Source organism: Stenotrophomonas sp. LC732, from assembly GCF_052446685.1.
Classification (GTDB): Bacteria; Pseudomonadota; Gammaproteobacteria; order Xanthomonadales; family Xanthomonadaceae; genus Stenotrophomonas; species Stenotrophomonas muris.
Genome location: NZ_CP199214.1, coordinates 384,686 through 409,093, shown reverse-complemented (window position 1 = coordinate 409,093; position 24,408 = coordinate 384,686). Strand labels below are relative to the sequence as shown.

Here is a 24,408-nt window from a genome sequence, read left to right as displayed (position 1 = left end):
GACGGCAAGGGCAACTGCATTTTCAGAACCCTTGCATGGCCCTGCGCGGCCTGCATGGTCAATGCTGTTGCCCTCTTCCACCAGGGCAACCGCATGAAACACCGTATGACGTCGACCGCGCTCATGTTGCTGGCGCTGATGGTGTGCTGGCAGGCCGAGGCGTCCAGGTTCAAAGCCACGAAGATCATCGTCGTCCAACCCTCGGTCGCCTTCGAGTCAACGCAGCTGAGCGACAGGCACCTGGATGCGTGGATGAGTGAGGATGATCACTGCCGCGACTTCCTGATGTACCACGACCAGTGTGCCGTGCTGGTACTGCCGGATGAGTACGACGACGGTTTTACGCGTCGCCAGTTGCGGTTCAAGGCGAGGCAACTGCCGGGCGAGGCGCTCGGCGCGTACTGCCGCGACCTGCATGTGCTGTGGAAGCAGCAATGGAAAGGCCAATGCCCCGTTGGCGAAGAAGACGACGAAGCGGCCTGACGCCATGGGCGTAGCCCCCTGCCCTGCGTCATTCCTTCATGGGCGCAGCAGCAGCCTGTTGTCCTCGCCGACCTGGCGCTGGTCAACCACGCGCAGGCGACGCTGCTGGTCCATGGCATCAATGCCGAGGCCAGCCAGCAGCGGGCGGCCGTTGTCGCCCAGCAGCGTGGGCGCCTGATAGAGCAGAAGCTCATCGACCCAGCCACCGCGCAGCAGCGCACCGGCCAGTGTCGCGCCGGCTTCGGTGTGCACTTCGTTGATGCCGCGCTCGGCCAGCAGCGCCAGCACCGCGCCCAGGTCCAACCGCCCCTCTGCGCTGGGCACGCTGGCGAATTCGGCATCGGCCGCATCCGGCGCGCTCACCGCCGCAGCGTGCAGGTACAGCGTCGGTGCCCCGCCCTCGCGCACGCGGCTGCATTCGAGCGAGCGCAGGCGCGAATCCAGCACCACACGCAGTGGTGCCATCACTTCGGTATCGGCCAGGCGCACGGTCAGCATCGGGTCGTCGGCCAGCACCGTGTCGCCGCCGGTCAGGATCGCACCGGCGCGCGCGCGCCAGTGCTGCACGTCCTCGCGCGCGGCCGGCCCGGTGATCCACTTGGAACTGCCATCGGCCATCGCGGTACGGCCATCCAGGCTGGCGGCCAGCTTCACCCGCAACCACGGCCGATTGCGCTCCACGCGCGACAGGAAGCCCTTGTTGAGCTCGCGCGCCTGCGCCGCCATCAGCCCTTCGGCGACGTCGATGCCGGCATTGCGCAGCAGATCGAACCCACCGCCATCGACCTTCGGGAATGGATCACGCATCGCCGCGACCACGCGCGACACGCCAGCTTCGATCAAGGCCAGCGCACACGGTGGCGTGCGCCCGTAGTGGGCGCAGGGTTCCAGGGTGACGTAGGCGGTGGCACCGCGTGCTTCGGTGCCGGCCTCGCGCAGGGCGAACACTTCCGCATGCGGGCCACCGGCGCGCTGGTGCCAGCCCTGCCCGACCACGCGTTCGCCATGGGCGATCACGCAGCCGACCATCGGGTTGGGGCGGGTGGTATAGGCAGCGCGCTCGGCCAGGCGCAGCGCGTTGGCCATGTGCAGGTGGTCGAGGACGGAGAACGAAGTGGTCATGCAGCCATGGTAACGCCGCCGGTGTTGATCCATGCCGTCAGTGCCAACCAACGGTTGGCACCCACCAGTGAATGCGGCCACCGGTGCCCACCAAGGTTGGCACCCCCAAGGCAGAGGCAGTCAGCCCTTCTTCTTCTTGGTCAGGGCGATCACATCGCCCAGCAGCTGCAGCTGTTCGGTACTGGACGGCAGGTCGCGCTCGAGCTTCTCGATCTCCTCGCGGAAATCGGCCACGTCCTCGAAGCTGCGGTAGACCGAAGCGAAGCGCACGTAGCCGACATGATCGAGCTTGCGCAGTTCGTTCATCACGAACTCGCCGACCTTGATCGAGGGCACTTCGCGCTCGCCGCTGATGCGCAGCTGGTGAACCACCGCACGCACCGCTGCTTCGATCTTGTCTTCGGCCACCGCACGCTTCTGCAGCGCGCGGTCGAAGCCAGCGCGGACCTTGCGCTGGTCGAACGCCTCGCGCGTGCCATCGCTCTTGACGATGGCCGGCAGCTTCAGTTCGACCGTTTCCAGGGTGCTGAAGCGCTCGCCGCAGGCTTCACATTCACGCCGACGACGGATCGTCGCGCCGTCTTCAGAGACGCGCGAGTCGATGACCCGGGTATCGGCATGTTGGCAGAAGGGGCAGTGCATGGAACGCCTGGCTCAGGAAAGTACCTATTGCCACGGTCATGGCAGCGTCGCAAAGGTACCTGAGAAAGGGCGCAGCGGCAAATGCTGTCTGCGCGGAAGTACCTGCATTTCGGCCAACCAGAGCGTCCAGTGAGGTCAGCAGGACCAGACGTTCAACCAGGTGCCGACGGCACCGGGGCCGCGCGTGCCCAGCGCAGCCACGCCAGGTGCCCGGCCATCACCAGCAGCGGCGGGCCGAACCCAAGGAAGGCCAGGGTCGAGATTTCCCCATGCTTGAAGGTGAAGTACAACGCGGCGGCGACCACGGCCAACGCGGCCAGCACCCCCAGCGCAAGGCCGACCCAGGCGACAACCGGTGATTGGCGCAGGCCGGCAACACCGCGCCACAGGAACAGGCCGCTCAGCCACAACCACGACAGCAGGCCGATGATTCCAGCCGACGACCACAGCAGCAACCACGTGTGCTCGTCGCCCGTCAGGTACTTGCCGTCCCATACGACCATCAGCCCCAGCACGGCACCCGTGCCGCCTGCCGCCACGGTGGGCAGGCCCACCAGCAGGCCGGCGATCGCCATCCAGCGTTTGTGCAGACGCTCATCCATGCGTTCGATGTCCTTCCATGGGCCACGTCATGCGCGGCGTTTGATCCACACCAGCATCGCAGCCGGCACCAGCATCGACGGGCCCAGCAGCAACAAGCCGATGCCTTCGGCATGCACGGCGATGCCCCACCACAGCGCCAGCCCCAGCGGGGGCAAGGCGGCGAGACCGCCCGCCAGCAGCATCCACCACCAGAGGCGGTGCACGTGCAGCCCGGCACGCCCCTGCAGCAGAAAACCCGCGCTGAGCCACAACCAGGCCAGGCAACCGGCAATGCCGGCCAGGCCCCACAGCGGCATCACCGTCACCGAGGCCAGCGTGCCATGACCGAACTGGCCCAGCCCCATCAGCAGCAGCATCGTCGCTACAGCACCGCCCACCACCAGGCTGGGCAGGCCGAAGACCACCGCCAGGATGGCATACAGATACCGGGCGCGGCGCTCATCCACGCGGGCCTACTCCTTTGACCGTGCCGGGCCGGATGGCTCGCCCATGGCGTCGGCACGCAGCCGCAGGAGGATCAACATACCGGTGGGCACCAGCAGGGACGGCCCGGCGAACAGCCCGCTGAGCACGGACGGACCCAGCTCGGCGAAGTAGTACAGCGCCATCGCCAGCAGGGGCAGGCCCGCCAGCACGCCCAGGCCCAGCAGCAGCCACCAGCGGCGTGATGCCATGTGCAGCCCGCGTGCGCCATCGCGCAGCCAGACGATGCTGAGTGCGACCCAGGCCACGAGGCCGGCGATCGCGCACGATCCCCACGCGAACATGCCGACGGCAAACCACAGTTTGTCCGCGTCCAGCGATACGAGCCCGATCACGCCCATGACCACGGCGATGCAGGCGCCGGCACCGCCGAAGAACAGGCTGGGCAGGCCGAACAGCACCGCCAGTGCGATGTACAGGTACTTGAGGCGGCGCTCATCCATGCGCGGGATTCCTGATGACGGGGTCAGAGCCCTTCCCTGCGGGAAGGGATCCGACCCCTGCGTCGATCCGGAAGGCGGGGTCGGATCCCTTTCCGCCAGGAAAGGGCTCTGACCCCGGCCCCGATCAGCCGTAGACCGGGTACTTGCGGCACTGCGCGCTGACGGCGTCGCGCACGCGGGCGATGACCGCGTCATCGTTCGGTGCGTCGAGCACGTCGGCGATCCAGTTGGCCAGATCCACGCAGTCCTGTTCGACGTAGCCACGGGTGGTCACCGCCGGCGTACCCAGGCGCAGGCCCGAGGTCACGAACGGCGAACGCGGGTCGTTCGGCACCGAGTTCTTGTTGACGGTGATGTGGGCCTTGCCCAGCGCGGCTTCCGCGTCCTTGCCGGACACGTCCTTGCCGATCATGTCCACCAGCATCAGGTGGTTCTGGGTGCCGCCGGAGACGATCTTGTAGCCACGCGCGATCAGCGTATTGGCCATCGCCTGGGCGTTCTTCACCACCTGCTGCTGGTAGGCCTTGAAGCCCGGCTCCAGCGCTTCCTTGAAGGCCACGGCCTTGCCGGCGATGACGTGCATCAGCGGACCGCCCTGGATGCCCGGGAACACGATCGACTGCAGCTTCTTGACCAGGTCTTCGTCGGCGCCCTTGGCGATGACGATGCCGCCGCGCGGGCCGCGCAGGGTCTTGTGGGTGGTCGAGGTGACCACGTGGGCGTGTTCCAGCGGGCTCGGGTAGACGCCTGCGGCGACCAGGCCGGCGACGTGGGCCATGTCGACGAACAGGTAGGCGCCGACCTTGTCGGCGATGGCGCGGAAGCGCGCCCAGTCGATCACCTGCGAGTAGGCCGAGAAGCCGGCCACGACCATCTTCGGCTTGTGCTCCAGGGCCAGGCGCTCGACTTCGTCGTAATCGATCAGGCCCTGGTCGTTGACGCCGTACTGCACGGCGTTGAACAGCTTGCCCGAGGCATTGACCTTGGCGCCGTGGGTGAGGTGGCCACCGTGGGCCAGGCTCATGCCGAGGATGGTGTCACCCGGCTGCAGCAGGGCGAAGTACACGGCCTGGTTGGCCTGCGAACCGCTGTGCGGCTGCACGTTGGCATAGTCCGCATCGAACAGCTGCTTCAGGCGGTCGATCGCCAGCTGCTCGGCGATGTCCACGTATTCGCAGCCACCGTAGTAGCGCTTGCCCGGGTAGCCTTCGGCGTACTTGTTGGTCAGCTGGCTGCCCTGGGCTTCCATCACCGCCGGGCTGGTGTAGTTCTCGCTGGCGATCAGCTCGACGTGGTCTTCCTGGCGCTGGGTCTCAGCGGCGATGGCCTTGGCCAGTTCGGGATCGTAGGATTCGATGCGGACGTCACGCGGGAACATCGGGTACTCCAGCAGGCAGGGAAAAGGGGTACGGCTCAGCCCTCGATTGTAGCTCCGCACTGGCCCGCTGGGGCCGAAACGGACGGGGCCGGCATCCCCGAAGGAATCCGGCCCCGTATGGTTTCGATTGATGTTGTGGGGTCAGAGCCCTTTCCGTTGGAAAGGGATCCGACCCCATCAGCGCAAGGGTCAGAGCCCTTTCCGTTGGAAAGGGATCCGACCCCGGCCGCGATCCTCAGCGACTGAGCACGTACTGGGCGATCACACCGGTGGCGATGGCCACCAGCAGCATGTTGCCGCGATCATCCCGGATCCACTGATGGCCGTACGGCGGGCGGCGCAGGTTGTAGCGCGGGTAGTCGTTCACCACGTAGACCGGGCCGCGGTAGTAGTCGCGGTAGCGGTGGCCGACCTTCCAGCCATAGCCCGGGCCATAGGCCGGGCGATAGACCACGCGCGGCGGTGCCGGGCGGTAGTAGCGATCATGGTCACGGTGCCAGTCGCGGCGGTCGCGTTCCCAGTCGCGCCGGGCCTCGCGGCGGTCGCGCTCCCAGTCGCGGCGGTCCTGGCGCCACTCACGGCGATCCTCGCGCCACTCGCGGCGGTCGTGGTCGCGGCGATGGTCGTTGTCGGCGAAGGCCGGGGGTCACGGCGCCCAGCGCCAGCACAGAGGCCACGGCGCCGGCCATTACTCGATTGATGCGCATGTCAGACCTCTGCTTGGGTGGGTGGTGAGCCCATATTGCGCAACCGATCTGAACCGTTTCCGGCTGGAAACGCTTCCCGCTGCAGGACTGTGACGGAGTATTCAGGCCACGGCCAGCCTGCGCGGCTCCGGCCGGGCGCGGGCCGGAACCGGTTCCGGCTATAATTGGCGGTATTCCATTCCAGTCTGTGCCCGCTGCCGCAACGGGATGTTCCCGTGACGGGTCGGGCGCAGGGCCGCGCCTACGGAGACCGCATGTCCTCGCAATACATCTACACCATGAACCGCGTGTCCAAGGTGGTCCCGCCCAAGCGGCAGATCATCAAGGACATTTCCCTGTCCTTCTTCCCGGGCGCGAAGATCGGCCTGCTGGGCCTGAACGGCGCCGGCAAGTCCACCGTGCTGAAGATCATGGCCGGCGTGGACACCGATTTCGAGGGTGAAGCCCGCCCGCAGCCCGGCATCAAGGTCGGTTACCTGGCGCAGGAACCGGAACTGGACCCGAACAAGACCGTGCGCGAGTCGGTCGAGGAAGGCGTGGGCGAAGTGCTGCAGGCCCAGGCCGCGCTGGAGGCGGTGTACGCCGCCTACGCCGAGGAAGGCGCCGACTTCGACGCGCTGGCCAAGGAACAGGAGCGCCTCGAGGCGATCCTGGCCGCCGGCGACGCGCACACCCTGGAAAACCAGCTGGACGTGGCTGCCGATGCGCTGCGCCTGCCGCCGTGGGATGCCAAGATCGCCAACCTGTCCGGCGGTGAAAAGCGCCGCGTCGCACTGTGCCGCCTGCTGCTGCAGAAGCCGGACATGCTGCTGCTCGACGAACCGACCAACCACCTCGACGCCGAGTCGGTGGAATGGCTGGAACAGTTCCTGGCGCGCTATACCGGCACCGTGGTGGCCGTCACCCACGATCGCTACTTCCTGGACAACGCCGCCGAGTGGATCCTGGAACTGGACCGCGGCCGCGGCATTCCGTGGAAGGGCAACTACACCGAATGGCTGGTGCAGAAGGATGAGCGCCTGAAGCAGGAAGAGAACCAGGAAAAGGCCCGCCAGAAGGCGATCCAGAAGGAACTGGAGTGGTCGCGCCAGAACGCCAAGGGCGGCCGCTCCAAGGGCAAGGCCCGTCTGGCCCGCCTGGAAGAGCTGCAGTCGCAGGATTACCAGAAGCGCAACGAGACCAACGAAATCTTCATCCCGCCGGGCGAGCGCCTGGGCAACATGGTGATGGAGTTCAAGAACGTCTCCAAGAAGTTCGGCGACCGCCTGCTGATCGACAACCTGTCGATGCTGATTCCGCCGGGCGCGATCGTCGGCATCATCGGCCCGAACGGCGCCGGCAAGTCGACGCTGTTCAAGATGATCACCGGCCAGGAGAAGCCGGATTCGGGCGAGATCGTGATCGGCCCGACCGTGCAGCTGTCCTACGTGGACCAGAGCCGCGACAAGCTGGAAGGCAACCACAACGTCTTCCAGGAAATCGCCGGTGGCCTGGACATCCTCAACATCAACGGCATCGAGATCCAGTCGCGCGCCTACATCGGCCGCTTCAACTTCAAGGGCCAGGACCAGCAGAAGATGGTCGGCTCGCTGTCCGGTGGTGAGCGTGGCCGCCTGCACATGGCCAAGACCCTGCTGCAGGGCGGCAACGTGCTGCTGCTCGACGAACCGTCCAACGACCTGGACATCGAAACGCTGCGTGCGCTGGAAGACGCGCTGCTGGAGTTCCCGGGCAACACCTTCGTGATCTCGCACGACCGCTGGTTCCTGGACCGCATCGCCACGCACATCATCGCTTTCGAAGGCGACTCGCACGTGGAGTTCTTCCAGGGCAACTACCGCGAGTACGAGGAAGACAAGAAGCGTCGCATGGGCGACGATGCCGCGCCGAAGCGCCTGCGCTTCAAGGCGCTGAAGTAAGAAAGGAAGAACGGCCGCGCTCTGCGCGGCCGTTCTGCATTCGGGTAGGTCACGACCGTTGGTCGTGACACCTTATTGTCGCGAGAAGCCCCATGTCCCTGTTCGAGCGCCTGTTCCAGCTGCAGCAGCACGGCACCACCGTGCGTACCGAGCTGCTGGCCGGTGTCACCACCTTCCTGACGATGTCCTACATCGTCTTCGTGAACCCCGAGATCCTCGGCACCACCGGCATGGACGCGGGTGCGGTGTTCGTGGCCACCTGCCTGGCCGCGGCGCTGGGTTCGGCGGTGATGGCACTGGCGGCCAACTTCCCGGTCGGCATGGCACCGGGCATGGGCCTGAACGCGTTCTTCGCCTTCACCGTGGTCGGTGCCGCCGGCCTGCCGTGGCAGCAGGCACTGGGCGCGGTATTCATCTCCGGCCTGGTGTTCCTGGTGCTGTCGCTGACCGGTGTGCGGGCGTGGCTGGTGTCGGGCATTCCTTCGTCGCTGCGCTCGGCGATCGTGGCCGGCATCGGCCTGTTCCTGGCGATCATCGCGCTGCAGAAGTCCGGCGTGATCGTCGGCAATGAAGACACGCTGGTGGCGCTGGGCCCGTTGAACACGGCGCCGCCGCTGCTGGCACTGGCCGGCTTCCTGCTGATCGCGGTGCTGGAAGCGCGCCGTATCCGTGGCGCGATCCTGATCGGCATCCTGGCGGTGACCGGCGCGGGCTGGGCATTGGGCGACGTGCAGTACCAGGGCCTGGTCTCGCTGCCGCCGAGCCTGGCGCCGACCTTCCTGCAGCTGGACCTGCCGGGCCTGCTGCACCACAACGGTGGCGCGCCGATCGCTGTGTTGCTGCAGGTGGTGCTGGTGTTCGTGCTGGTGGAAGTGTTCGATGCCACCGGCACCCTGTATGGCGTGGTCGGTCGCGCCGGACTGCTGAAACTGCCGGGCGCGCAGAAGCGTTTCGGCCGCGCGCTGCTGGCCGACAGCACGGCGATCGTGGCCGGTTCGCTGCTGGGCACCAGCAGCACTACCGCGTTCGCTGAAAGCGCCTCGGGCGTGCAGGTGGGCGGCCGCACCGGCCTGACTGCACTGGTGGTGTCGGCACTGTTCCTGGCCGCACTGCTGTTCTCGCCGCTGGCGGCGATGGTGCCCGGCTATGCCACCGCACCGGCGCTGCTGTTCGTGGCCGGCCTGATGCTGCGCGAACTGGTGGACGTGGACTGGAGCGACCTGACCGAATCGGTGCCGGCCGCACTGTGTGCCCTGGCGATGCCGTTCACCTACTCCATCGCGAATGGCCTGGCGTTTGGCTTCATCGCGTATGCGGCGCTGAAGGCCGGCACCGGCCGCTGGCGCGAAGTGCATCCGGCGGTGTGGCTGGTGGCGGTGCTGTTCGCGCTGCGCTACGCGTTGGAATAATCGGGGCGCGATGCCGGCCAGCGGCCGGCACTACCGGATGGTGATTCACCTGCCACCCGGGGCACGATGCCGGCCAGCGGCCGGCACCACCCGGCGCGGGGTTCACCTCCCACCCACGGTGCTCTGGGATGATGCGGGCATGGTTCGGCCCGACCTTCCCACGGATCCGTCTTCGCCGTTGCGCCGCCGGTTGCTGCGCGCGGCAGTGCTGGCGCCGTTGGCCGCTACGCTCGCCACCCTGCCCGGCTGTTCGCTGCCGGTGCAGGTGGATGGCACCTTCCTGCAGCCCTGGCGCAGCCATCTGCAGTGGGGCCCGGCCGACTGGCAACGTTCGTTGAAGCTTGCCCACGCGCTGGGCTGCCGGCAGCTGGTGCTGCAGTGGACCGGCATCGTCGGTGGCAGCGATGGCGACTGGTCGCTGCCGGACAGCAACCTGCAGCAGCTGTTCACCGCCGCCAGCGAGAACGACATCCGCATCCGCGTTGGCCTGCCCTTCCAGCAACGCTGGTGGCAGGCCATCGGCGCCGACGACGCCACGCTGCAGGCGTTCCTGGCCGACAGCCTGGCGCACGCGCGCAGCTGGTTGGCACAGGCGCCGTGGGCGCAGCAGCCCGCCTTCGGCGGCTGGTACCTGCCCTACGAACTGGAGCAGTTCCACTGGGCCGATCCGGCCCGCCAGCAATGGCTGGCGCAGTGGCTGCACGGGCTGGCGCAGGCCGCCAGCGCGCGCGGCGGTGACTGTGCGATCTCCTGCTACTTCAGCCGCCTGCAGACCGACGGCGACCTGGTCGCGCTGTGGCAGGCGGTGCTGGCACGGGCCGCGCTGCGGCCGATGGTGCAGGACGGCGTGGGGGTGGCCGGCGCCGGCAACGTGCAGCAGCTGCAACCGCTGCTCGGCCATTTCCGGGCACAGGGCATCGGGTTCGATGCGATCGTCGAACTGTTCCGCGAACTGCCCGGCAGCCCCGCCGACGGCAGCGCGTTCAAGGGCGAAACCGCAGATGCCGCGCGCATCCAGCGGCAGCTGGCGTGGGCGCACGACAGCGGTGCGCAGCACGTGCTGGTCTATGCACTGGAGCCGTGGCTGACCCAGGACACGCCGCAGGCCGCGGCGCTGCGACGACGTTGGGGCCTGCCTCAGTAGGAGAGGATGGCGGTCGCGAACAGGCCCTTGGCGCGCTGCGTATCACCGCCGCCGATCGCGAAGCGGTACTGCACGGTCAGGTCCAGGTAGGAACGCGGCGTGTTGTAGTGGTCTTCGCGGAACCAGTAGCGCACGCCCACGCCCGGCCCTGCGCCGAGTGACCAGCTGCGCTGCGTATCGTTGAGTGCGAACGACTGCGCCGGGAACAGCGGGTAGCGGATGTCGCGCACCCGCGAGCGCTGGTCGAGCCAGTCCGCCCCCACCACCACATACGGCGTGACCACCCAGTGGGTCTGCCCGGCACCAAAGCGGAAGCTGCGGCCGGCACGCAGTTCACCGGCAGCGAACCACTGTTCGCGATGCAGGCGCCCGTTGGCATCGCCCACCCGGCGCACCGGCGCGCCATTGGCATCGAGTGCGTCGAGGGTGAAATGCGCGCTGTTGTCATCCCACGTGTAACCGCCCTGCGCGTAGCCACTGACCATCCACCACTGATTCACGTCGGTGCGCAGGTCGGTGCCGTGGTAATAGCCGTAGGTCAGGTAGGACATCCAGCCACCGGAACCGCTGGCCAGGCGGTAGCGGGCCAGTGTGCTGGCTTCCAGTGGCGGGTTGCGGGCCAGCTGCAGGCTGCATTGCACGGCCGCCGAAGCGGGGTAGACATCGCCCGTGCGGGTGGCGCTGCCGAGGAACTGGCGACGCTCGATGCCGGCGCTCAGGCCGGTCTGGCCGAAGGCGTAGCGCAGGCCGAACGAGGCGATGGTGGACGGCCAGCCGGTGGTGGAACGCGAGCGGCTGAGCCGTTCGGCGCGCGCGCGTGCATCGGGCGTCGATTCGCCGGTGCACGGGTCCACGGCGCGGATCGACTCGTAGGTGCCACCCTCGTCGTACAGGGTGTTGAGCAGCCGCGCGTAAAGCTCCAGCGTGCCGTGCTGGTCATTGAAAGCCGGCGGGCGCCAGAACGCTTCAAGCGTGCTGAACACCGAATCACCCGGCGTACTGATCGCCGCGCCGCCGACATTGGTCGCCGCCTGGCGCGCGCCACGGAAGCCGGCCGAGGCGATCACGCCCCACTCGCGCGAATAGTTGGCGATGGCATTGCGCACGTTGTAGCGCTGGTGCGCATCCAGTGGCAGCTCGCCGGCATCGGCACGATCAATGGCCGTCCGCAGCAGGGTCACCGCCTGCGGGTGATCGCCGTTGGCCGCGCTGGCGTAGGCCTGGTCAAGCACCACGCCCTTTGGTGCCCTGCCGGTGGCCTCGGCGGCACGGAAGTCGGCCAGTGCGCGCGCCGGCTCGTGCGCCTTCTGGTTGAGGTAGCCGCGCTGCATCAGCGCCTCCGCATCGTCAGGGCGCTGTGCCAGCGCCGCATCCAGGCGCTGCCGTGCTTCGTCCTGCTGGCTGCGGTTGCCTGCCGCCAGCGTGCTGGTCAGCAGCCCCTGCAGGCCCGCGTCCTCCGGTGCGAGCTGCACGGCCTGCCGCGCCTCGCCGATGGCCTCGGCATAGTCCCGGCGCGCGTAGGCCGCGTAGGCACGCTGTGCGGCACCACCGTCGCCCTGCAGGTCGGCCGGCATCAACTCGCAACGGTTGCCGCTGTCGCCAGACTGGCAGTGCTGGAACGGCGCCGGATAGGTCTGCGCGCTCATGCGCGGACGCTCGCGACTGGAACGGACCGCCTTGGCGCGCTGCTCGATGCCCTGCTGCAGCAGCTGCTGCGCGCGTGCATCGCTGGCATCTGCTGGCAATGCCGCGCGCAGCGGCGCCAGCAGTGCACCCGCACGTGTGCGGTCCCCAGCGGCCAGGGCCGCATCCACGGCCAGCAGGCGCACGTTGCGCTGCTGCATGGTTGACCCCGGCGCGGCGAGTGCGGCGTCGAAGTCTTCATTGGCCAGCAGGCTGTTGCCCTGGCGCTGGCGCAGGTAGCCGCGCATCACCCGCGCATTGAGATCCTGGCCGTCGGCCTGCAACGCCTGGTCGGCACTGCGCTCGGCGTCGGCCAGCTGCCCCTGCTGCAGCTGCGCGGTAATCAGCAGCAACCGGTACGTCGCCACCTCCGGTGCCAGCTCGACAGCGGCACGTGCCTGCGCAACGGCCGCGGCATCATCCTGCGTGGACAGCGACCGGTACGCCTGCTGGGCCTGCAGCAGCGCGCGCTGTCGATCCAGCGCCACGCGCCGTGCGCGCAATGCCTCGACATTCGGCGCGCCCAGCTGCAGCGCGGTGGCAATGGCGGCGTCGGCCTGTTCGGGCTGCTGCTGTGCTTCCAGCGCGGCCACCCACAGCATCGCCCAGGCGCCCTGCGTTGGCTGCTGCCGGAAGGCCTGCTCGGCCTTGCTGGCTGCCTCTCCCATCCGCCCGGCGTCATAAGCGGCGTAGGCCTCGGTGGCCAGCGCGTAGGCCTGCTGCCTGGCGCGGTCTGCGCCGCTGCCAGCCACGCGCGGTGGGGAGGGTGCGCGCCCGCTCCTGGCATCCGGAGGCGTGCTGCGCGCAGCGGTGGCAGCGGCCAGCGCCGGCAACGCCGGATCCTTCAACCCCGCATCCAGTGCACGACGTGCCTGCTGCTGGGCCTCCGCCGGCCGGCCCAGTTTCTGCAGCGCGTAGATCTGCAACAGGCGCAGCCGCACCACGTCCGGGCGCAGCCGGATCGCTTCGGTGGACTGCTGGTAAGCCGCTTGATAGTCGCCGCGCTCGTAAGCGGTGAAGGCCTGCTCGGCGACGCGATATGCAGCGCCGGACAGCGGCAGGGCCGCATCGGCCTGTGCCAGTACCGGCGTGGCGGCCGTGGCCAGTGCCACGGCAATGACGGTGGACAGCAGCGTGGTCTTCATGCCGGCAAGGCTCCGGGAGGCGGCGACTGCAGCACGGCCGCACGCCGGCGCTGCTCCTGCATGGCCTGGGCGACGGCGTCCTCGGTGGTGACGCCCTGCTTGACCAGGTAATCGCCGATGCGGCCATCGCGCTGCGGCTTGTAGGCATCCAGTGCGATCTCGAAGCGCGCGTGATCGATCAGGCGCATCTCCACCAGCAGGTCCCCGAGCAGCGGCACGTTGTCCAGCTGCCAGTGCCGGTCGCCGCCGATCAGGCGCAGGCCTGCGTTGATTTCGCTTTCGCGGGCAATGCTCTGTTCGATGTGCTCGCTGCGGGTTTCCTGCTTCAGCAGCGCCAACGCTTCTTCGGGCAATGGGCTGGCCACGGCCAGCCGCAGGGTGCCCTGCTGGCGCGGTGGCAGCGGCAACATGCGCCATTGCACGCAGGCATCGGCACTGACCGGGAAGTGGAAGGCGCGCAGGTAGTCCACGTCGATCACCGCACGAGGCAGGTCGCCCTGGAAGGCGATCGCCTCGGCCAGCGTTTCATCATCCAGCCACCCCTGGGTGAGCAGGATGCGGCCCAGTGGCTGCTGCCGGCCGGCGTGCTGCTGGTCCAGCGCCTGCTGCAGGCGCTCCGGCTCCACCGCCTGCCAGGTGGTCAACAGCTCGCCGAGCTGCTTGCGCGTCTGCACCAGCTGCGCCGCATCCGGGAAGTCGTGCATGGTCTTGTCCCAGACCATGCGCTTGCCGAACAGCAGGTAAGCCAGGAACACCTTCCACGCACGCGCGGTGGCCATGAAATTGATCATGTTGCCGACCACCATCCGCGGGATCGACATCAAGGCATGCTCCCAGCCGTACAGCCGGTTGACGAAGTAGAAGCGCTGCACGACGCGGGTGGCCAGCGCTGCGGTGGTCAGCAGCGCGACGTTCATCTGCCAGGTACCGGCCTGGAACACGCTGGGAAACTGCATCGTCCACACCCCGGACATCTTCAGCAGCCAGAACAACAGCAGCTGCAGGAAGATGAGGTAGGCAATGATGCTGACGAACGAGGTGATGATGCCCTTGCGGTCGCGCGCCAGCAGGTACTTGGTGGCCAGCGAGCCACGCCAGCCCAGCGACTCCCAGCTCTGCAGGCCGATGCCCAGCACCCAGCGCGCCTTCTGCCGGTACGAGGCACGGAAGTTGTCGGGGAAGTACTCGCGCACGCACAGCGCCATCTGCTGGGTGCGCTCGCGCACCGGCCCCCAGCCGAACCAGGACGGGCGACGCACGCGGAACTGCACCGGGAAGCGGGCGAAGATCGACTGCATGCCCATCGCCGCCAGCCGCGCACCGACGTCATAGTCCTCGGTGAGGCTGTCGGTGTTGAAGGGCTGGTTGTCGGTCTGCGCGCTCAGCGCCAGCAGCGCGCGCCGCGAGAAGCAGGTACCGACGCCCGCCGATGGCACCATGCCGGAAACACTTTCACGCACGACCAGATCCTTGGCGTGCCATTCGGCGAATTCGTCCATGTAGACACCGGCAACCAGCTCATACCACTCGCGGTCCAGCGAGGTGACCGGCAGCTGGATCATGTCCTTGCGCGGCAGCAGGTAGTTGTAGAAGCGCAGTTCCATCGGATGCAGCACGTCCTCGCTGTCGTGCAGGATCACCCCGGCGAACTCGATGTCGTGGCGCTTCTCGTAGTCGAAGATCGCCAGGATCAGCCAGTTCAGGCAGTCGGCCTTGCTGGTCGGCCCGTCGTGTGGCACTTCCACGCGGCGCAGGCGCTTGTAGCGGCGACGCATGCGCTCGACCTCATCGATGGTCTGCTGGTCGTTGGGATAGGTGCCGACGAACACGACGTACTCGCGGTAATCGAGCACGTTGATCATGTTCTCCACCATCTGCGCGATGACGTCGTACTCCATCCACGCCGGCACCATGATCGCCAGCGGCTGCTGCGGGCGCTGCAGCAGGTCGTCCTGGGTCAGCGGCCGGTAGGCATCGCGGCGCTTGATCGTGAGCGCGCGCCAGCTCTCGCGTACCCAGTACCAGACATCGATGAACAGGTCATCGAGGCTGGAGATCAGGATCAGCACGGCCACCGCCGCCGCCGTGGTTTCCAGGGCGGCGTAGTAGTTGGCCAGCTGGATGTTCCAGAACAGACCGTCCACGGTGGATCAGTGCCCTGTGTTGGCGGACTTGCGGCGACGCACCTGGGTGACGCGGGCGGCCAGCAGCGCGAACACGATCACGCCGACCAGCAGCAGCAGCCAGACCATGTGCCGTTCCCACTTCGATTGCGGGTTGCCGTCCTGCGCGATACGCGTGCCGTAGGGATCCTGGCGGTCGAATTCGCGCACGGCATCACTGCCGTCGAGCACGGCGAGATCGCCCCGCAGCAAACGGAATGGGGCGCCGAACGGCGGTGACTGCGCACCGAGGTCGCTGTAAACAACGCCCAGCTGGCCACCGGACGACCCCACCTGCACCACCGCGGCACGATCCAGCCCGCTCACATCCAACAGCGGTTGCGGCTTGCCGCCGATCAGCAGGTGGCCATCCTTCAGGCCGGCCACATCGACACCGGCTGGCGCCACGCCGAACGCCAGCCACGGCGCGCCCGGGCTGACCACGGCACCGGCTTCGACCACCTTCAGTTCCGATGCCTCCGGCGATGCGCCCACTGCGCTGGTCACCGCGATGACCTTGCCCAGCGAGGCCGGCGCATCCTGCAGCCAGGTGCCGGGCACGAACACCTGGTTGCCGCGCGACAGCTGGCTGCTGGCACCCACGAAGTCACTGCCCAGCGAACGCTTGGCCAAGGTCAGGTGGCTGCTGGGCAGGATCGAGACCGGATAGCCCGTGGCCGGATCGTGGCAGTAGGGACGCGCCGGCTGGCGCAGGAAGCTGACACGGATCTCGTTGCGTGCCGACAGCGCGTAGGCCGGCACCTTGGCCACCAGCCGTTGCGGCTGGCCGTTGGCCGACAGCACCTTGCCACCCAACAGGTAATCGTTGAGGTAGATCGTGGCGACCGCGCCCTGCCCGGCCGCGTTGGGGGCCGCCGAGACATCGATCACCACCTGCTCGGGCAGGCGGCCATCGGCCGACAGTGCGCCGAGGTCGAAGCTGGCGCTGCGGTCGGCGCGGGTCACCACATCCATGGTGCCGGTGATGTTGCCGAGCCGGCTCAGCAGTACCTGGTCACCGTCCAGTCTGGGCGTGCCCGCTGCGCTGACCTGCAGGCTGCGGCCCAGTGCATAGCTGCGCCACTGCTCGGCGAGCAGCCCGGCGACCTTGCCCGCCGCCGCCGGGTCGACCACCAGCGTCGGACGCCCGGCCACGGCCACCACGCTGACCGACGCGTTGGCGGCGGGCTTTTCCAGGCCGCCCATGCCGGTGCCGCGCCACGCGGCGAACGCGGTGCCCGCATCGGCCCCCGCCGCGCCGACCTGTACGGCCAGCGCATCCAGCGCCGCACGCACGCCGGCGCGCAGTGCATCGCTGCCGATCATCACATCGGCGGCCAACGGCCCGCTGTCGCGCAATGACAGCAGCGCGCCGACTTCGGCCAGATCCCTGATCGCATGCGCGCGCTCACCCGTGGCCAGCGCGGCGTAGGCCGGCACGCCCTGCAGGCTGGCCGGGATGCTGATACCGGCCAGGTCAACGCTGTCACCGACCTTGGGCAGGGCCACCACCTGCACCTGTTTGCCCCCGGCCTGCAACGCGGTACCGATGCGCCAAGCCGCATCGTAGGCCGGTGCCTGCAGCGCCTTGCCATCCACCAGCAGGCGCACCCGCGGTGGCAGCGCCCCCCACGCCTTGGCCACGGTATCCACGGCGCGGCCGTCGAAGCGGTAGCTGAAACGCGAGTCCGGCGACAGCCGCAGCACATTGGCCGGCGCGCTCTGGTCGGCGCACTGGTAATCGGACACGATCGACCACCAGCCGACGCCGACCCGTACGAAGCCGCTCTGGCGGGGTTCGCCATCGATGGCCAGCAGCTGGCTGGCATCGCCCTGGGCATCGGTGATCGAACGCGCCGCGATCGGGTCGCCATCGACCGACCACAGGCCCGAGGTGCGCCCGGCGTGGCCGCGCACATAGCGCCCATCCAGCTGCAGCTGCGCGTCGCGGGTGGCCACACCGGCCGGCACCGGCAGGTAGACCTCGCGCTGGCTCTCCTGCCCGCTCAGCACCAGTGGCTGGCGGAAACCGAGTTCGCGCAGGGTCATCTGCCGGTGCACCGTGCTGTCGCTGCTCCATTCGGTGAACTGGCCGGCGACGCTGTCGGCGGCATGGGCACTGCCAACCACGCCCGACAGGACGAACGCAGCGGCGGATGCAAACAGGGAAGAGCGGCCGGTCTGGGTCATGGCGTCACTTCGCGTGGATGGGGTGGACGGCGCCGCTGCTGCGGACGCCGGGCGAGAATTCGGGAAGGGGCGCACCGCGCAGGGCGGCGACGATGCGGGCGCTGGCGCGGCCATCCCCGTAAGGGCTGGCATCGGGGTCGAAGCGGGCCGGCTGCGGGGGGCGTGCCAACACCGCGTTGACCGCATCGACGATGCGCGAGGGCGTAGTGCCGACCAGCGTGACCACACCGGCCTCGACCGCCTCCGGCCGTTCGGTGACATCGCGCATCACCAGCACCGGTTTGGCCAGCGCCGGGGCTTCTTCCTGCACGCCACCGGAGTCGGTGAGGATGACGTCGGCGCGCTGCATCAGGCGCACGAAGCGCAGGTAATCCTGCGGCGGCACCAGGTGCACGTTGTCGAGGTTGCCGAGGTGGGCATTGACCGGGCCCTGCACGTTCGGGTTGAGGTGCACCGGGTACAGCACCTGCAGGTCCGGCCGCCGTGCCAGCTCGGCCAGCGCACGGCAGATGTCCTCGAAGCCCTGGCCGAAACTCTCGCGGCGATGGCCGGTGACCAGCAGCAGCCGGCGGCCGGGTTCGAGCATATGGAAGGGTTCGTCGGCCTGCGCACGCAGTGCCGGATCGGCATCCAGCCGCTGCACGGTCTGCTGCAGGGCATCGATGACGGTGTTGCCGGTGACCAGGATCTGCCCGCCCAGGTGCTCACGGGCCAGGTTGGCGCGCGAGCCGGAAGTGGGTGCATACAACTGATGGCCGACCACATCGATCACCCGCCGGTTCATCTCCTCCGGCCACGGCCGGTGGATGTCGCCGGTGCGCAGGCCGGCCTCGACATGGCCGATCGGGATGCGGTGATGGAACGCGGCCAGGGCCGCGGTCATCGCCGTGGTGGTATCGCCATGCACCAGCACGTAGTCGGGGCGGACCTGCGTGTAGAGCGCGTCAAGCCGTTCGAACAGCCTGGAACACAGGCCATTGAGGGTCTGGTTGGGCACCATGACATCGAGGTCATGGTCGGCGGTGATCTCGAACAGCGCCATCACCTGGTCGAGCATCGCCCGGTGCTGCCCGGTGATGCAGACCACCGATTCGATATCCGCAGCGTGTGCCAGGGCGCGCACCAGCGGCCCCATCTTGATGGCTTCCGGTCGCGTGCCGAACACCGACAGGACCTTCACCGGAGCGCTCCCGAAAGCCGGCGCGGAAGGGGGCAAGCAGCAGTAGCCACGTCTGGATCCTTTCGGCGTTGCCGTCCAGCACCCGCAGGCAGGAGACGGTCACCTCATGAGGAAACTCCAAATTCGCGACATACATCACACTAAGGCGTCTGTATGCGCGTCGTGGCATCGATCTTCATCGTTGCAGGATCAAGACGCAGTCAACGCCGCCCGTGAGCCGGGCGACGTTGCGGCGGAACGCAGCAGGGGCCGCCGCCGGGGCGGCCTTACTCGTACTGGATGGTGAACGTGGCCTGGCCGTTTGCGACACCCGCGCCCACCGTACCGGCCTGGGTCTGCACGTAGCGCGCGCGCAGCGGCAGCGCCATGACGCTGGTACCCGGCGCGGTGGTGCCAACGCTGATGGTCTGGCCGAAGCGCACTTCACGCTCGGTGCTGCCATCGCGCTGGACCATCTGGATGCCGATGCGGGTGGCACTGTTGCTGGCCGCGCTCAGCTTCAGCACGCCCGGCATGTTCGAGCTGTCCTGGTCGGCATCGAGGCGGATGCCGATCTTGCTCTGGTAGGCGGCAACGTTGCTGCCCTGGCAGTTCAGGCGGATTTCGAAGTCGCGATCAACGGCCTTGGAGCCGACACCAGTGAAGGTGGTGTTGGGCACACTGCCGAAATCGACGGCAATGTTGCGGCTGCCGGCCTGCACTTCACAGGTCGGGCTGACCACGGTGGTGCCCGAGCCCTTGAACGTCGAGGTCAGTACCGGGCGCCCGGGGCCATCGCCGTCGAAGTAGTAGTTGGTGAAGCGGCCGTTCGGCGCGATCACGCCCGAACCGGTCTGCGCAGCGGTCTTGATCAGCTGGATGCGGAACTGGCCACCGATGAGGCTGACCACGGAACCGCCACCGAAGTTGATCGAGTGCGGGTAGTAGGTCTGGATCGCACCCGAATCGCGGTACAGGCGGATGCCGACGCCTGCCACATCGGTTTCATAGACGTTCGAGAAGCCGGCCACGGGGCGCTTCTGCGCTGCGTTGACGTACTCACCGATCGAACGACCGCCGGTCCAGGAATCGCAGCGGGCAACGCTGTTCTGCTGGGTGATCGGTTCACTGATTTCCTTGATCACACCGCCGACCGGGGTGCTGGGCAGGATCACGATCTGGCCCATGTCCATGGTCACGTCCTGGGCGATGAACCAGCTGTTCTGGATGCGGCAGGCGGCGCTGGCCTGCTGCGCCAGCAGCACGCCGCCCAGTACGGCCAGCGCGGCCAGCGCCTGGCGGCCACGGGAAGAAATCATCGGCATGCTGCCTCCAGCGGGATGAAGCCGGTCTTGGACGCATCGGCGCCCGCCGGTACCTGGTAATCAATGGTGCAGCGCTGGTCGGCACCGGCGCCCCACTCGACCTGCAACTGGCCCTGGTTCTTCTCGCTGCGCACGTACAGGCGGCCGCCCTGGCTGACCATGCCGACCGGCTGGCCCTGTTCGTCCTTGACCTGCGCACCGAACGGCATGCTGCGGCCATCGGCGTTGCGCACCTGGATCAGCAGCGCGTTGCCCTTGCGGGTGTCGAAGCGCAGGTAGCTGATGGCACCGGCGAACGGCGCGATGGACTGGCTGGTGCTTTCCAGTTCGACGTCGTGGGCCATGCCCTGCGGATCGAGGGTGACGGTGTTGAGGCGGTACGGCGACACGTACGGCACCACGGCGTAGCCGCGGCCATCGACGCGCAGGCCCGGCGCGTTGCTGACGATCGCATCGCGCGCGCCCGGCGCTTCGACCAGCACCATGGTGTCGCCGCGCTGCGGGGTGAAGGTGAAGCCGCCCGGATGCACGACCACGCTGCCGTTGGCACCGACCGACGCCTGGCGGAAATCACGCGAGTGGCTGTAGGTGGCGTTCAACGCCGAGTAGCGGCTGCGGTACTCGGCATTGCCGACCGCAGTGGTGCCACCCTCGCGGGAATCGGACAGGGCCACGCCGTAGCTGAAGTTGTTGTCGACGCCGGCCGAACCGGTGATGCCGACGCGGCTGTTGTCGTAGCCACCGCGGTCGCGCGCGCCAAGGTCGGCGCTGAACGACACCGGGTGGGTGCCCCGGCCCAGCGGCACGCTCATCGACAGCAGGTACTGGGTATCGGAACGGCCGAGCACGCCTTCTTCGGTGCGCAGCGCCGAGAAGCCGTAGTTCACCGAGCGCCAGGCGTTGTTGTAGCCCACCTGGTACTGCTTGGAGGTGCCGGAACGGTCGTAGAAGTCACGCACCGAGCCGGTCACGTACAGCGCACCGCCACGTCGGCCCAGCGGCTGGTTCAGCGTTACCTGGAACTGGCTGCGCTGACGGCCACGGGTGGTCGGGTCGATGCCGCGCTTGTCCGAATCACGGCCATACAGCGCGTCCTGCAGGCTGTAGAAGCCTTCAGTGGAGTAGCGGTAGGCGGCCAGGGTCAGGTTGGTCCCGGTCTCGCCGATCATGTTGCTGTAGCTCAGCCGCACACTGGCGCCGGCATGGCTGCCGTAGTGGTCGAACGAGGTCCGTGCATGGGTGACGTCGGCAGCGAAGGCACCGACGCGCGTGGACAGGCCGACACCGTACAGCAGCGACAGGTAGCCTTCGCTCAGCGCGCTGCCGCCGTACAGGGTCAACTGGTTGCCGATGCCACGCTGGTAGGTACCCTGCGCCAGCCACGGCTCATCGGCCAGCAGCTTGTTGCGCACTTGGCCGGCGGTCAGCGAGTAGCGCGACACGCCTTCGCGCAGCATCTGCGGCACAGAACCGAACGGCACCTTGAATTCGCGGCGGCGGCCGTCGGCCTCGATCACGCTCACTTCCAGGTCGCCGCCGTAGCCGGTCGGGTACAGGTCGTCGATGACGAAGCTGCCCGGCGATACGGTGGAGGAGTAGATCAGCTGCTGGTTCTGGCGCACTTCGATGCGCGCGTTGGTTTCGGCAATACCGCGCACGACCGGCGCGTAACCGCGCAGCGAATCGGGCAGCATGCGGTCGTCGCTGGCCAGGCTGGCACCCCGGTAGCCGATCGAATCGAACAGCTCGCCCGTGGTGTAGGCCTCACCAATGGTGAGCATGCCGCGCACCTGCGGGATGCCGCGCTGCGCATAGGTGGCAATGCTCTGCCAGTGGCGGCCGTTGCCTTCGGACCAGGTCAGGTTGGAATCGTGGCGGAACTGCCAGCCTCCCAGGTTCAGGCCGGCGTTGAGGCCGAGGTAGGCGCTGCGATTGCGCTGCCCCCCTTCAACACGGCTGTCGCTGTCGATGGCGTTGAAGCTGTAGCCGACGAAGCCAGCGTTGATGCCGCGGTCCCACAGCGACGGATTGACGTAGCCGCGCGCCTCGCGGCGCAGGAACACCTGCGGGATGCTGAGGTCGTAGCGCAGGTTGCCGCTGTCATAGATGCCATAGGCATTGGCCATGCGCCGCTGTACCGGCACGCAGCTGGTCGTGTCGGTCGGCAGCGTCGGGTCCTGCTGCAGCAGCACGGCCTCGCTGTCCACACCCATTTCTTCCAGCATCGGCAGCGGCAGGCAGGCGTCGACGCGGCCCTGCTCATCGGCCTTGAACTGCAGATCGCGACGGCCCTGCCAGCCACCGTTGACGTAGACGTCGACACGGTAGGTGCCAGCCACCATCGGGTTGCCATTGGTGAAGGAGGCCAGGTCGACCTGCTTGGCCTGGCCGGAGAGGAAGCTGGAGTTGAACTGGGCCGACTCGGGTGCACGCGCATTGGCCGCACCGCTCTGCGCCATCAGCGCCTGTTCGCCGAGATTGGCCGGCGCAGCCAGCGCCCATCCTGGGCAGGCCACGCCAGCAACCAGCAGGCAGATCGCCTGGTGGATCGACAATGTCAATCTGTTTCCGATCACACTGACATTCCTTCAATTCGCCGCACGGCGGCGGTGGCGGGATGCGCAGGCCCATGGCCGGCGCGGCGCGTTCAGCCCCCGGTACTGCCGAGGCGGACCGTGTGCTCCACCCGACCGCCGTAATCGTTGATGGTGATGAAGCGCACCTGGTCGGAGCCCGCCGGTGCGGTGAACTCCAGGCTCTGCTTCGGCGCGACCATGGCGCCCTTGTCCTCGACGGTCTTCTCGCTGCTGCCGGTCACGGCATGCACTTCGGCCAGCGTGACGTGGAAGGGGCTGGGGTTTTCCACCCGCAGGCGATCGCCCGTGCGGGTCCAGCGCAACGCTGCCGGCGCGTCGTTGGCGACGCCCTTCAGGCCCTGCGGCCGGTAGAACAGTTTCAGGCGCGAACGGAACGCGACCTGCAGGTAATTCTGGTCGCCGCTGTCGGCGTTGTCGGGCGACGGCGGCACATCCAGCACGTTGAGCCAGAACACCGACTCACGGTCGGTCGGCAGCTGCGCACCGGAGAAGATCACGCGCAGCGCCTGGCTGCGGCCCGGCTCGACACGCGCGATCGGCGGCGTCAGTACAAACGGGGCGTCGCTGTTGTCGGCGGTCTGGTTGGCGTCGCCGCTGTCGATCCAGGCCTGGACCAGCGCCGGCGAATCGCCCACGTTGTCGACCTGCACGGTCACTTCGCGCGCCTGCGCCGGATAGATCACTCGCGTGCCGTTGACCACCACGCCGGCCAGAGCGTTCTGGCAGAAGGGCAGCGTGAACGCTGCCAGCAGCAGCGCCCGGGGAAAGATTGCTTTCATCGGAAGTACTACGCTCGAGGGGTGTGGCCAGGGGCCGCGAAGCACTGGCCGGCGCGTACGCCGGCCAATGCGGGTACGACGACGATCAGTTGTAGATGATCGTGTACTTGACGCTGCTGGTGACGTCGCCCGGGGTGGCGGCGGCAGTGGCGTAGTACTCAGCGTAGTAGTTCAGATCGGCCGAGCCGTCGGTGCCGACGGTGACCCACTGCGAGTTGGTCTGCGCCAGGCCAGCGCCAGCAGCCTTGATCGGCAGGAACTGGTTGTTCGAGCCCAGCAGCTGCAGCTGCACGTTGGTGGCAGCGTTGGCCGAGGCCTGGTTGACCAGGCGGCCGCTGTTGAAGTCGACGGTCGAACCCGGCTCGAAGTAGGTGGCGACGTTGCCGGCGCTGCACTTGGTCAGGTTGATGGCGAACGGGGTACGGCCCGCAACGGCACCGGCGGTGGCCAGGGTGTTCTTGGACACGGTCGGCAGGGTCACGGCGAAGTCCTTGCCGCCCGGGGTCGAGATGGTGCAGGTCTTGTCGGTCACCTTGCCATTGAAGGTGATGGTGCCGTCGGCGGCGTTGGCGGCCAGCGGAGCGGCGGCCAGCATCAGAGCGGCAATGAGGTTCATCTTGTGCATTCGCTTTTACCTAACCCTACTGAAGAGATGAGAAGTAGAGGAGGAAGCAAGGAGCACTGCCGGGCTAACAAGACCCATCCTTGCGTCTCACCTGTGGCCGGACTCGGACATACCTCTCCCTGAATCCGTGACGCAAGTATAGGCACAAATGTGATGAAAGTCTCATTATTTTTCTGAACGCCAATTCATTGACGCATTAAATGTGACGTGCTAGGCGAAATCACAGCCTCGGGGTGCGGGGGATTTGACGCGGGGCCCGGTCACGCTACAAACGACTGGGGATGTCGCATTGCGCGACGCGTTCGGCACGCGCGGAAACAGGCATTTTTCAGGGGGAATTTGGCTTCTTTGATGCGCATCACTCTTTCTTGGTGATGGCCCTAGCAGATTCGGAATCGTCCTATTAAAGG

General features: G+C 67.7%; 17 protein-coding genes and 2 pseudogenes. 4 read left to right on the top strand and 15 right to left on the bottom strand.

Annotated features, from left to right (window positions below):
• Positions 1–105: 105 nt before the first annotated feature.
• Complete coding sequence (locus ACT6SE_RS01920) at positions 106–483, top strand: hypothetical protein (protein ID WP_014645918.1); 378 nt, start codon at positions 106–108, stop codon at positions 481–483.
• A 36-nt stretch (positions 484–519) separates the two neighbouring features.
• On the opposite strand, the gene ribD is transcribed toward ACT6SE_RS01920, so the two are convergent.
• The 7 genes and pseudogenes from ribD to ACT6SE_RS01885 all read right to left on the bottom strand — a co-directional run bounded on the left by ribD (position 520) and on the right by ACT6SE_RS01885 (position 5,861).
• Complete coding sequence (gene ribD / locus ACT6SE_RS01915; RefSeq protein WP_046428779.1) at positions 520–1,605, bottom strand: bifunctional diaminohydroxyphosphoribosylaminopyrimidine deaminase/5-amino-6-(5-phosphoribosylamino)uracil reductase RibD; 1,086 nt, start codon at positions 1,603–1,605, stop codon at positions 520–522.
• Between the two features lie 120 nt (positions 1,606–1,725).
• Positions 1,726–2,247, bottom strand: coding sequence for a transcriptional regulator NrdR (gene nrdR, locus ACT6SE_RS01910; protein WP_010481984.1), 522 nt, complete (start codon positions 2,245–2,247; stop codon positions 1,726–1,728).
• 152 nt (positions 2,248–2,399) lie between these two features.
• Complete coding sequence (locus ACT6SE_RS01905) at positions 2,400–2,849, bottom strand: hypothetical protein (RefSeq protein WP_032962449.1); 450 nt, start codon at positions 2,847–2,849, stop codon at positions 2,400–2,402.
• Between the two features lie 27 nt (positions 2,850–2,876).
• Positions 2,877–3,296 carry a hypothetical protein gene (locus tag ACT6SE_RS01900; protein ID WP_046428774.1) on the bottom strand — a complete coding sequence of 140 codons (420 nt, stop codon included), beginning with the start codon at positions 3,294–3,296 and terminating at the stop codon, positions 2,877–2,879.
• 6 nt (positions 3,297–3,302) lie between these two features.
• Positions 3,303–3,776: a hypothetical protein gene (locus ACT6SE_RS01895; protein WP_046428771.1), complete on the bottom strand. Its 474-nt coding sequence runs from the start codon at positions 3,774–3,776 to the stop codon at positions 3,303–3,305.
• A 124-nt stretch (positions 3,777–3,900) separates the two neighbouring features.
• Entirely contained in the window at positions 3,901–5,154 is a 1,254-nt protein-coding gene (gene glyA / locus ACT6SE_RS01890; RefSeq protein ID WP_046428769.1) for a serine hydroxymethyltransferase, read from the bottom strand.
• Between the two features lie 235 nt (positions 5,155–5,389).
• Positions 5,390–5,861, bottom strand: a pseudogene (locus ACT6SE_RS01885) (RcnB family protein).
• A 254-nt stretch (positions 5,862–6,115) separates the two neighbouring features.
• Between ACT6SE_RS01885 and ettA the strand changes: the two are divergent.
• From ettA to ACT6SE_RS01870, 3 genes are all read left to right on the top strand, one after another.
• A complete protein-coding gene (gene ettA, locus ACT6SE_RS01880; protein WP_005415249.1) occupies positions 6,116–7,780 on the top strand; it encodes an energy-dependent translational throttle protein EttA in 1,665 nt (554 codons plus the stop codon).
• 92 nt (positions 7,781–7,872) lie between these two features.
• Positions 7,873–9,189, top strand: a complete 1,317-nt coding sequence (locus ACT6SE_RS01875; RefSeq protein WP_032962452.1) for an NCS2 family permease — start codon at positions 7,873–7,875, stop codon at positions 9,187–9,189.
• A gap of 139 nt (positions 9,190–9,328) precedes the next feature.
• On the top strand, positions 9,329–10,333 hold the full coding sequence (locus tag ACT6SE_RS01870) for a DUF4434 domain-containing protein (protein WP_230548470.1): 1,005 nt from the start codon (positions 9,329–9,331) through the stop codon (positions 10,331–10,333).
• On the opposite strand, the gene ACT6SE_RS01865 is transcribed toward ACT6SE_RS01870, so the two are convergent.
• From ACT6SE_RS01865 to ACT6SE_RS01830, 8 genes and pseudogenes are all read right to left on the bottom strand, one after another.
• Complete coding sequence (locus tag ACT6SE_RS01865; protein WP_046428766.1) at positions 10,327–13,161, bottom strand: NfrA family protein; 2,835 nt, start codon at positions 13,159–13,161, stop codon at positions 10,327–10,329. The genes ACT6SE_RS01870 and ACT6SE_RS01865 overlap by 7 nt on opposite strands.
• Positions 13,158–15,305, bottom strand: a complete 2,148-nt coding sequence (locus tag ACT6SE_RS01860) for a glycosyl transferase family protein (RefSeq protein WP_046428763.1) — start codon at positions 15,303–15,305, stop codon at positions 13,158–13,160. The genes ACT6SE_RS01865 and ACT6SE_RS01860 overlap by 4 nt, the downstream gene beginning before the upstream one ends.
• Positions 15,306–15,311: 6 nt before the next feature.
• On the bottom strand, positions 15,312–17,513 hold the full coding sequence (locus ACT6SE_RS01855) for a membrane protein (protein WP_046428760.1): 2,202 nt from the start codon (positions 17,511–17,513) through the stop codon (positions 15,312–15,314).
• Positions 17,510–18,693 (bottom strand): annotated as a pseudogene (gene wecB, locus ACT6SE_RS01850) (non-hydrolyzing UDP-N-acetylglucosamine 2-epimerase). Before wecB ends, ACT6SE_RS01855 begins: the two are co-directional and overlap by 4 nt.
• A gap of 266 nt (positions 18,694–18,959) precedes the next feature.
• A complete protein-coding gene (locus ACT6SE_RS01845; RefSeq protein WP_046428755.1) occupies positions 18,960–19,997 on the bottom strand; it encodes a fimbrial protein in 1,038 nt (345 codons plus the stop codon).
• Entirely contained in the window at positions 19,988–22,552 is a 2,565-nt protein-coding gene (locus tag ACT6SE_RS01840) for a fimbria/pilus outer membrane usher protein (protein ID WP_046428752.1), read from the bottom strand. The genes ACT6SE_RS01845 and ACT6SE_RS01840 overlap by 10 nt, the downstream gene beginning before the upstream one ends.
• Positions 22,553–22,644: 92 nt before the next feature.
• Positions 22,645–23,373 carry a fimbrial biogenesis chaperone gene (locus ACT6SE_RS01835; RefSeq protein WP_014645904.1) on the bottom strand — a complete coding sequence of 243 codons (729 nt, stop codon included), beginning with the start codon at positions 23,371–23,373 and terminating at the stop codon, positions 22,645–22,647.
• 85 nt (positions 23,374–23,458) lie between these two features.
• Positions 23,459–23,998: a fimbrial protein gene (locus ACT6SE_RS01830; protein WP_014645903.1), complete on the bottom strand. Its 540-nt coding sequence runs from the start codon at positions 23,996–23,998 to the stop codon at positions 23,459–23,461.
• Positions 23,999–24,408 lie beyond the last annotated feature (410 nt).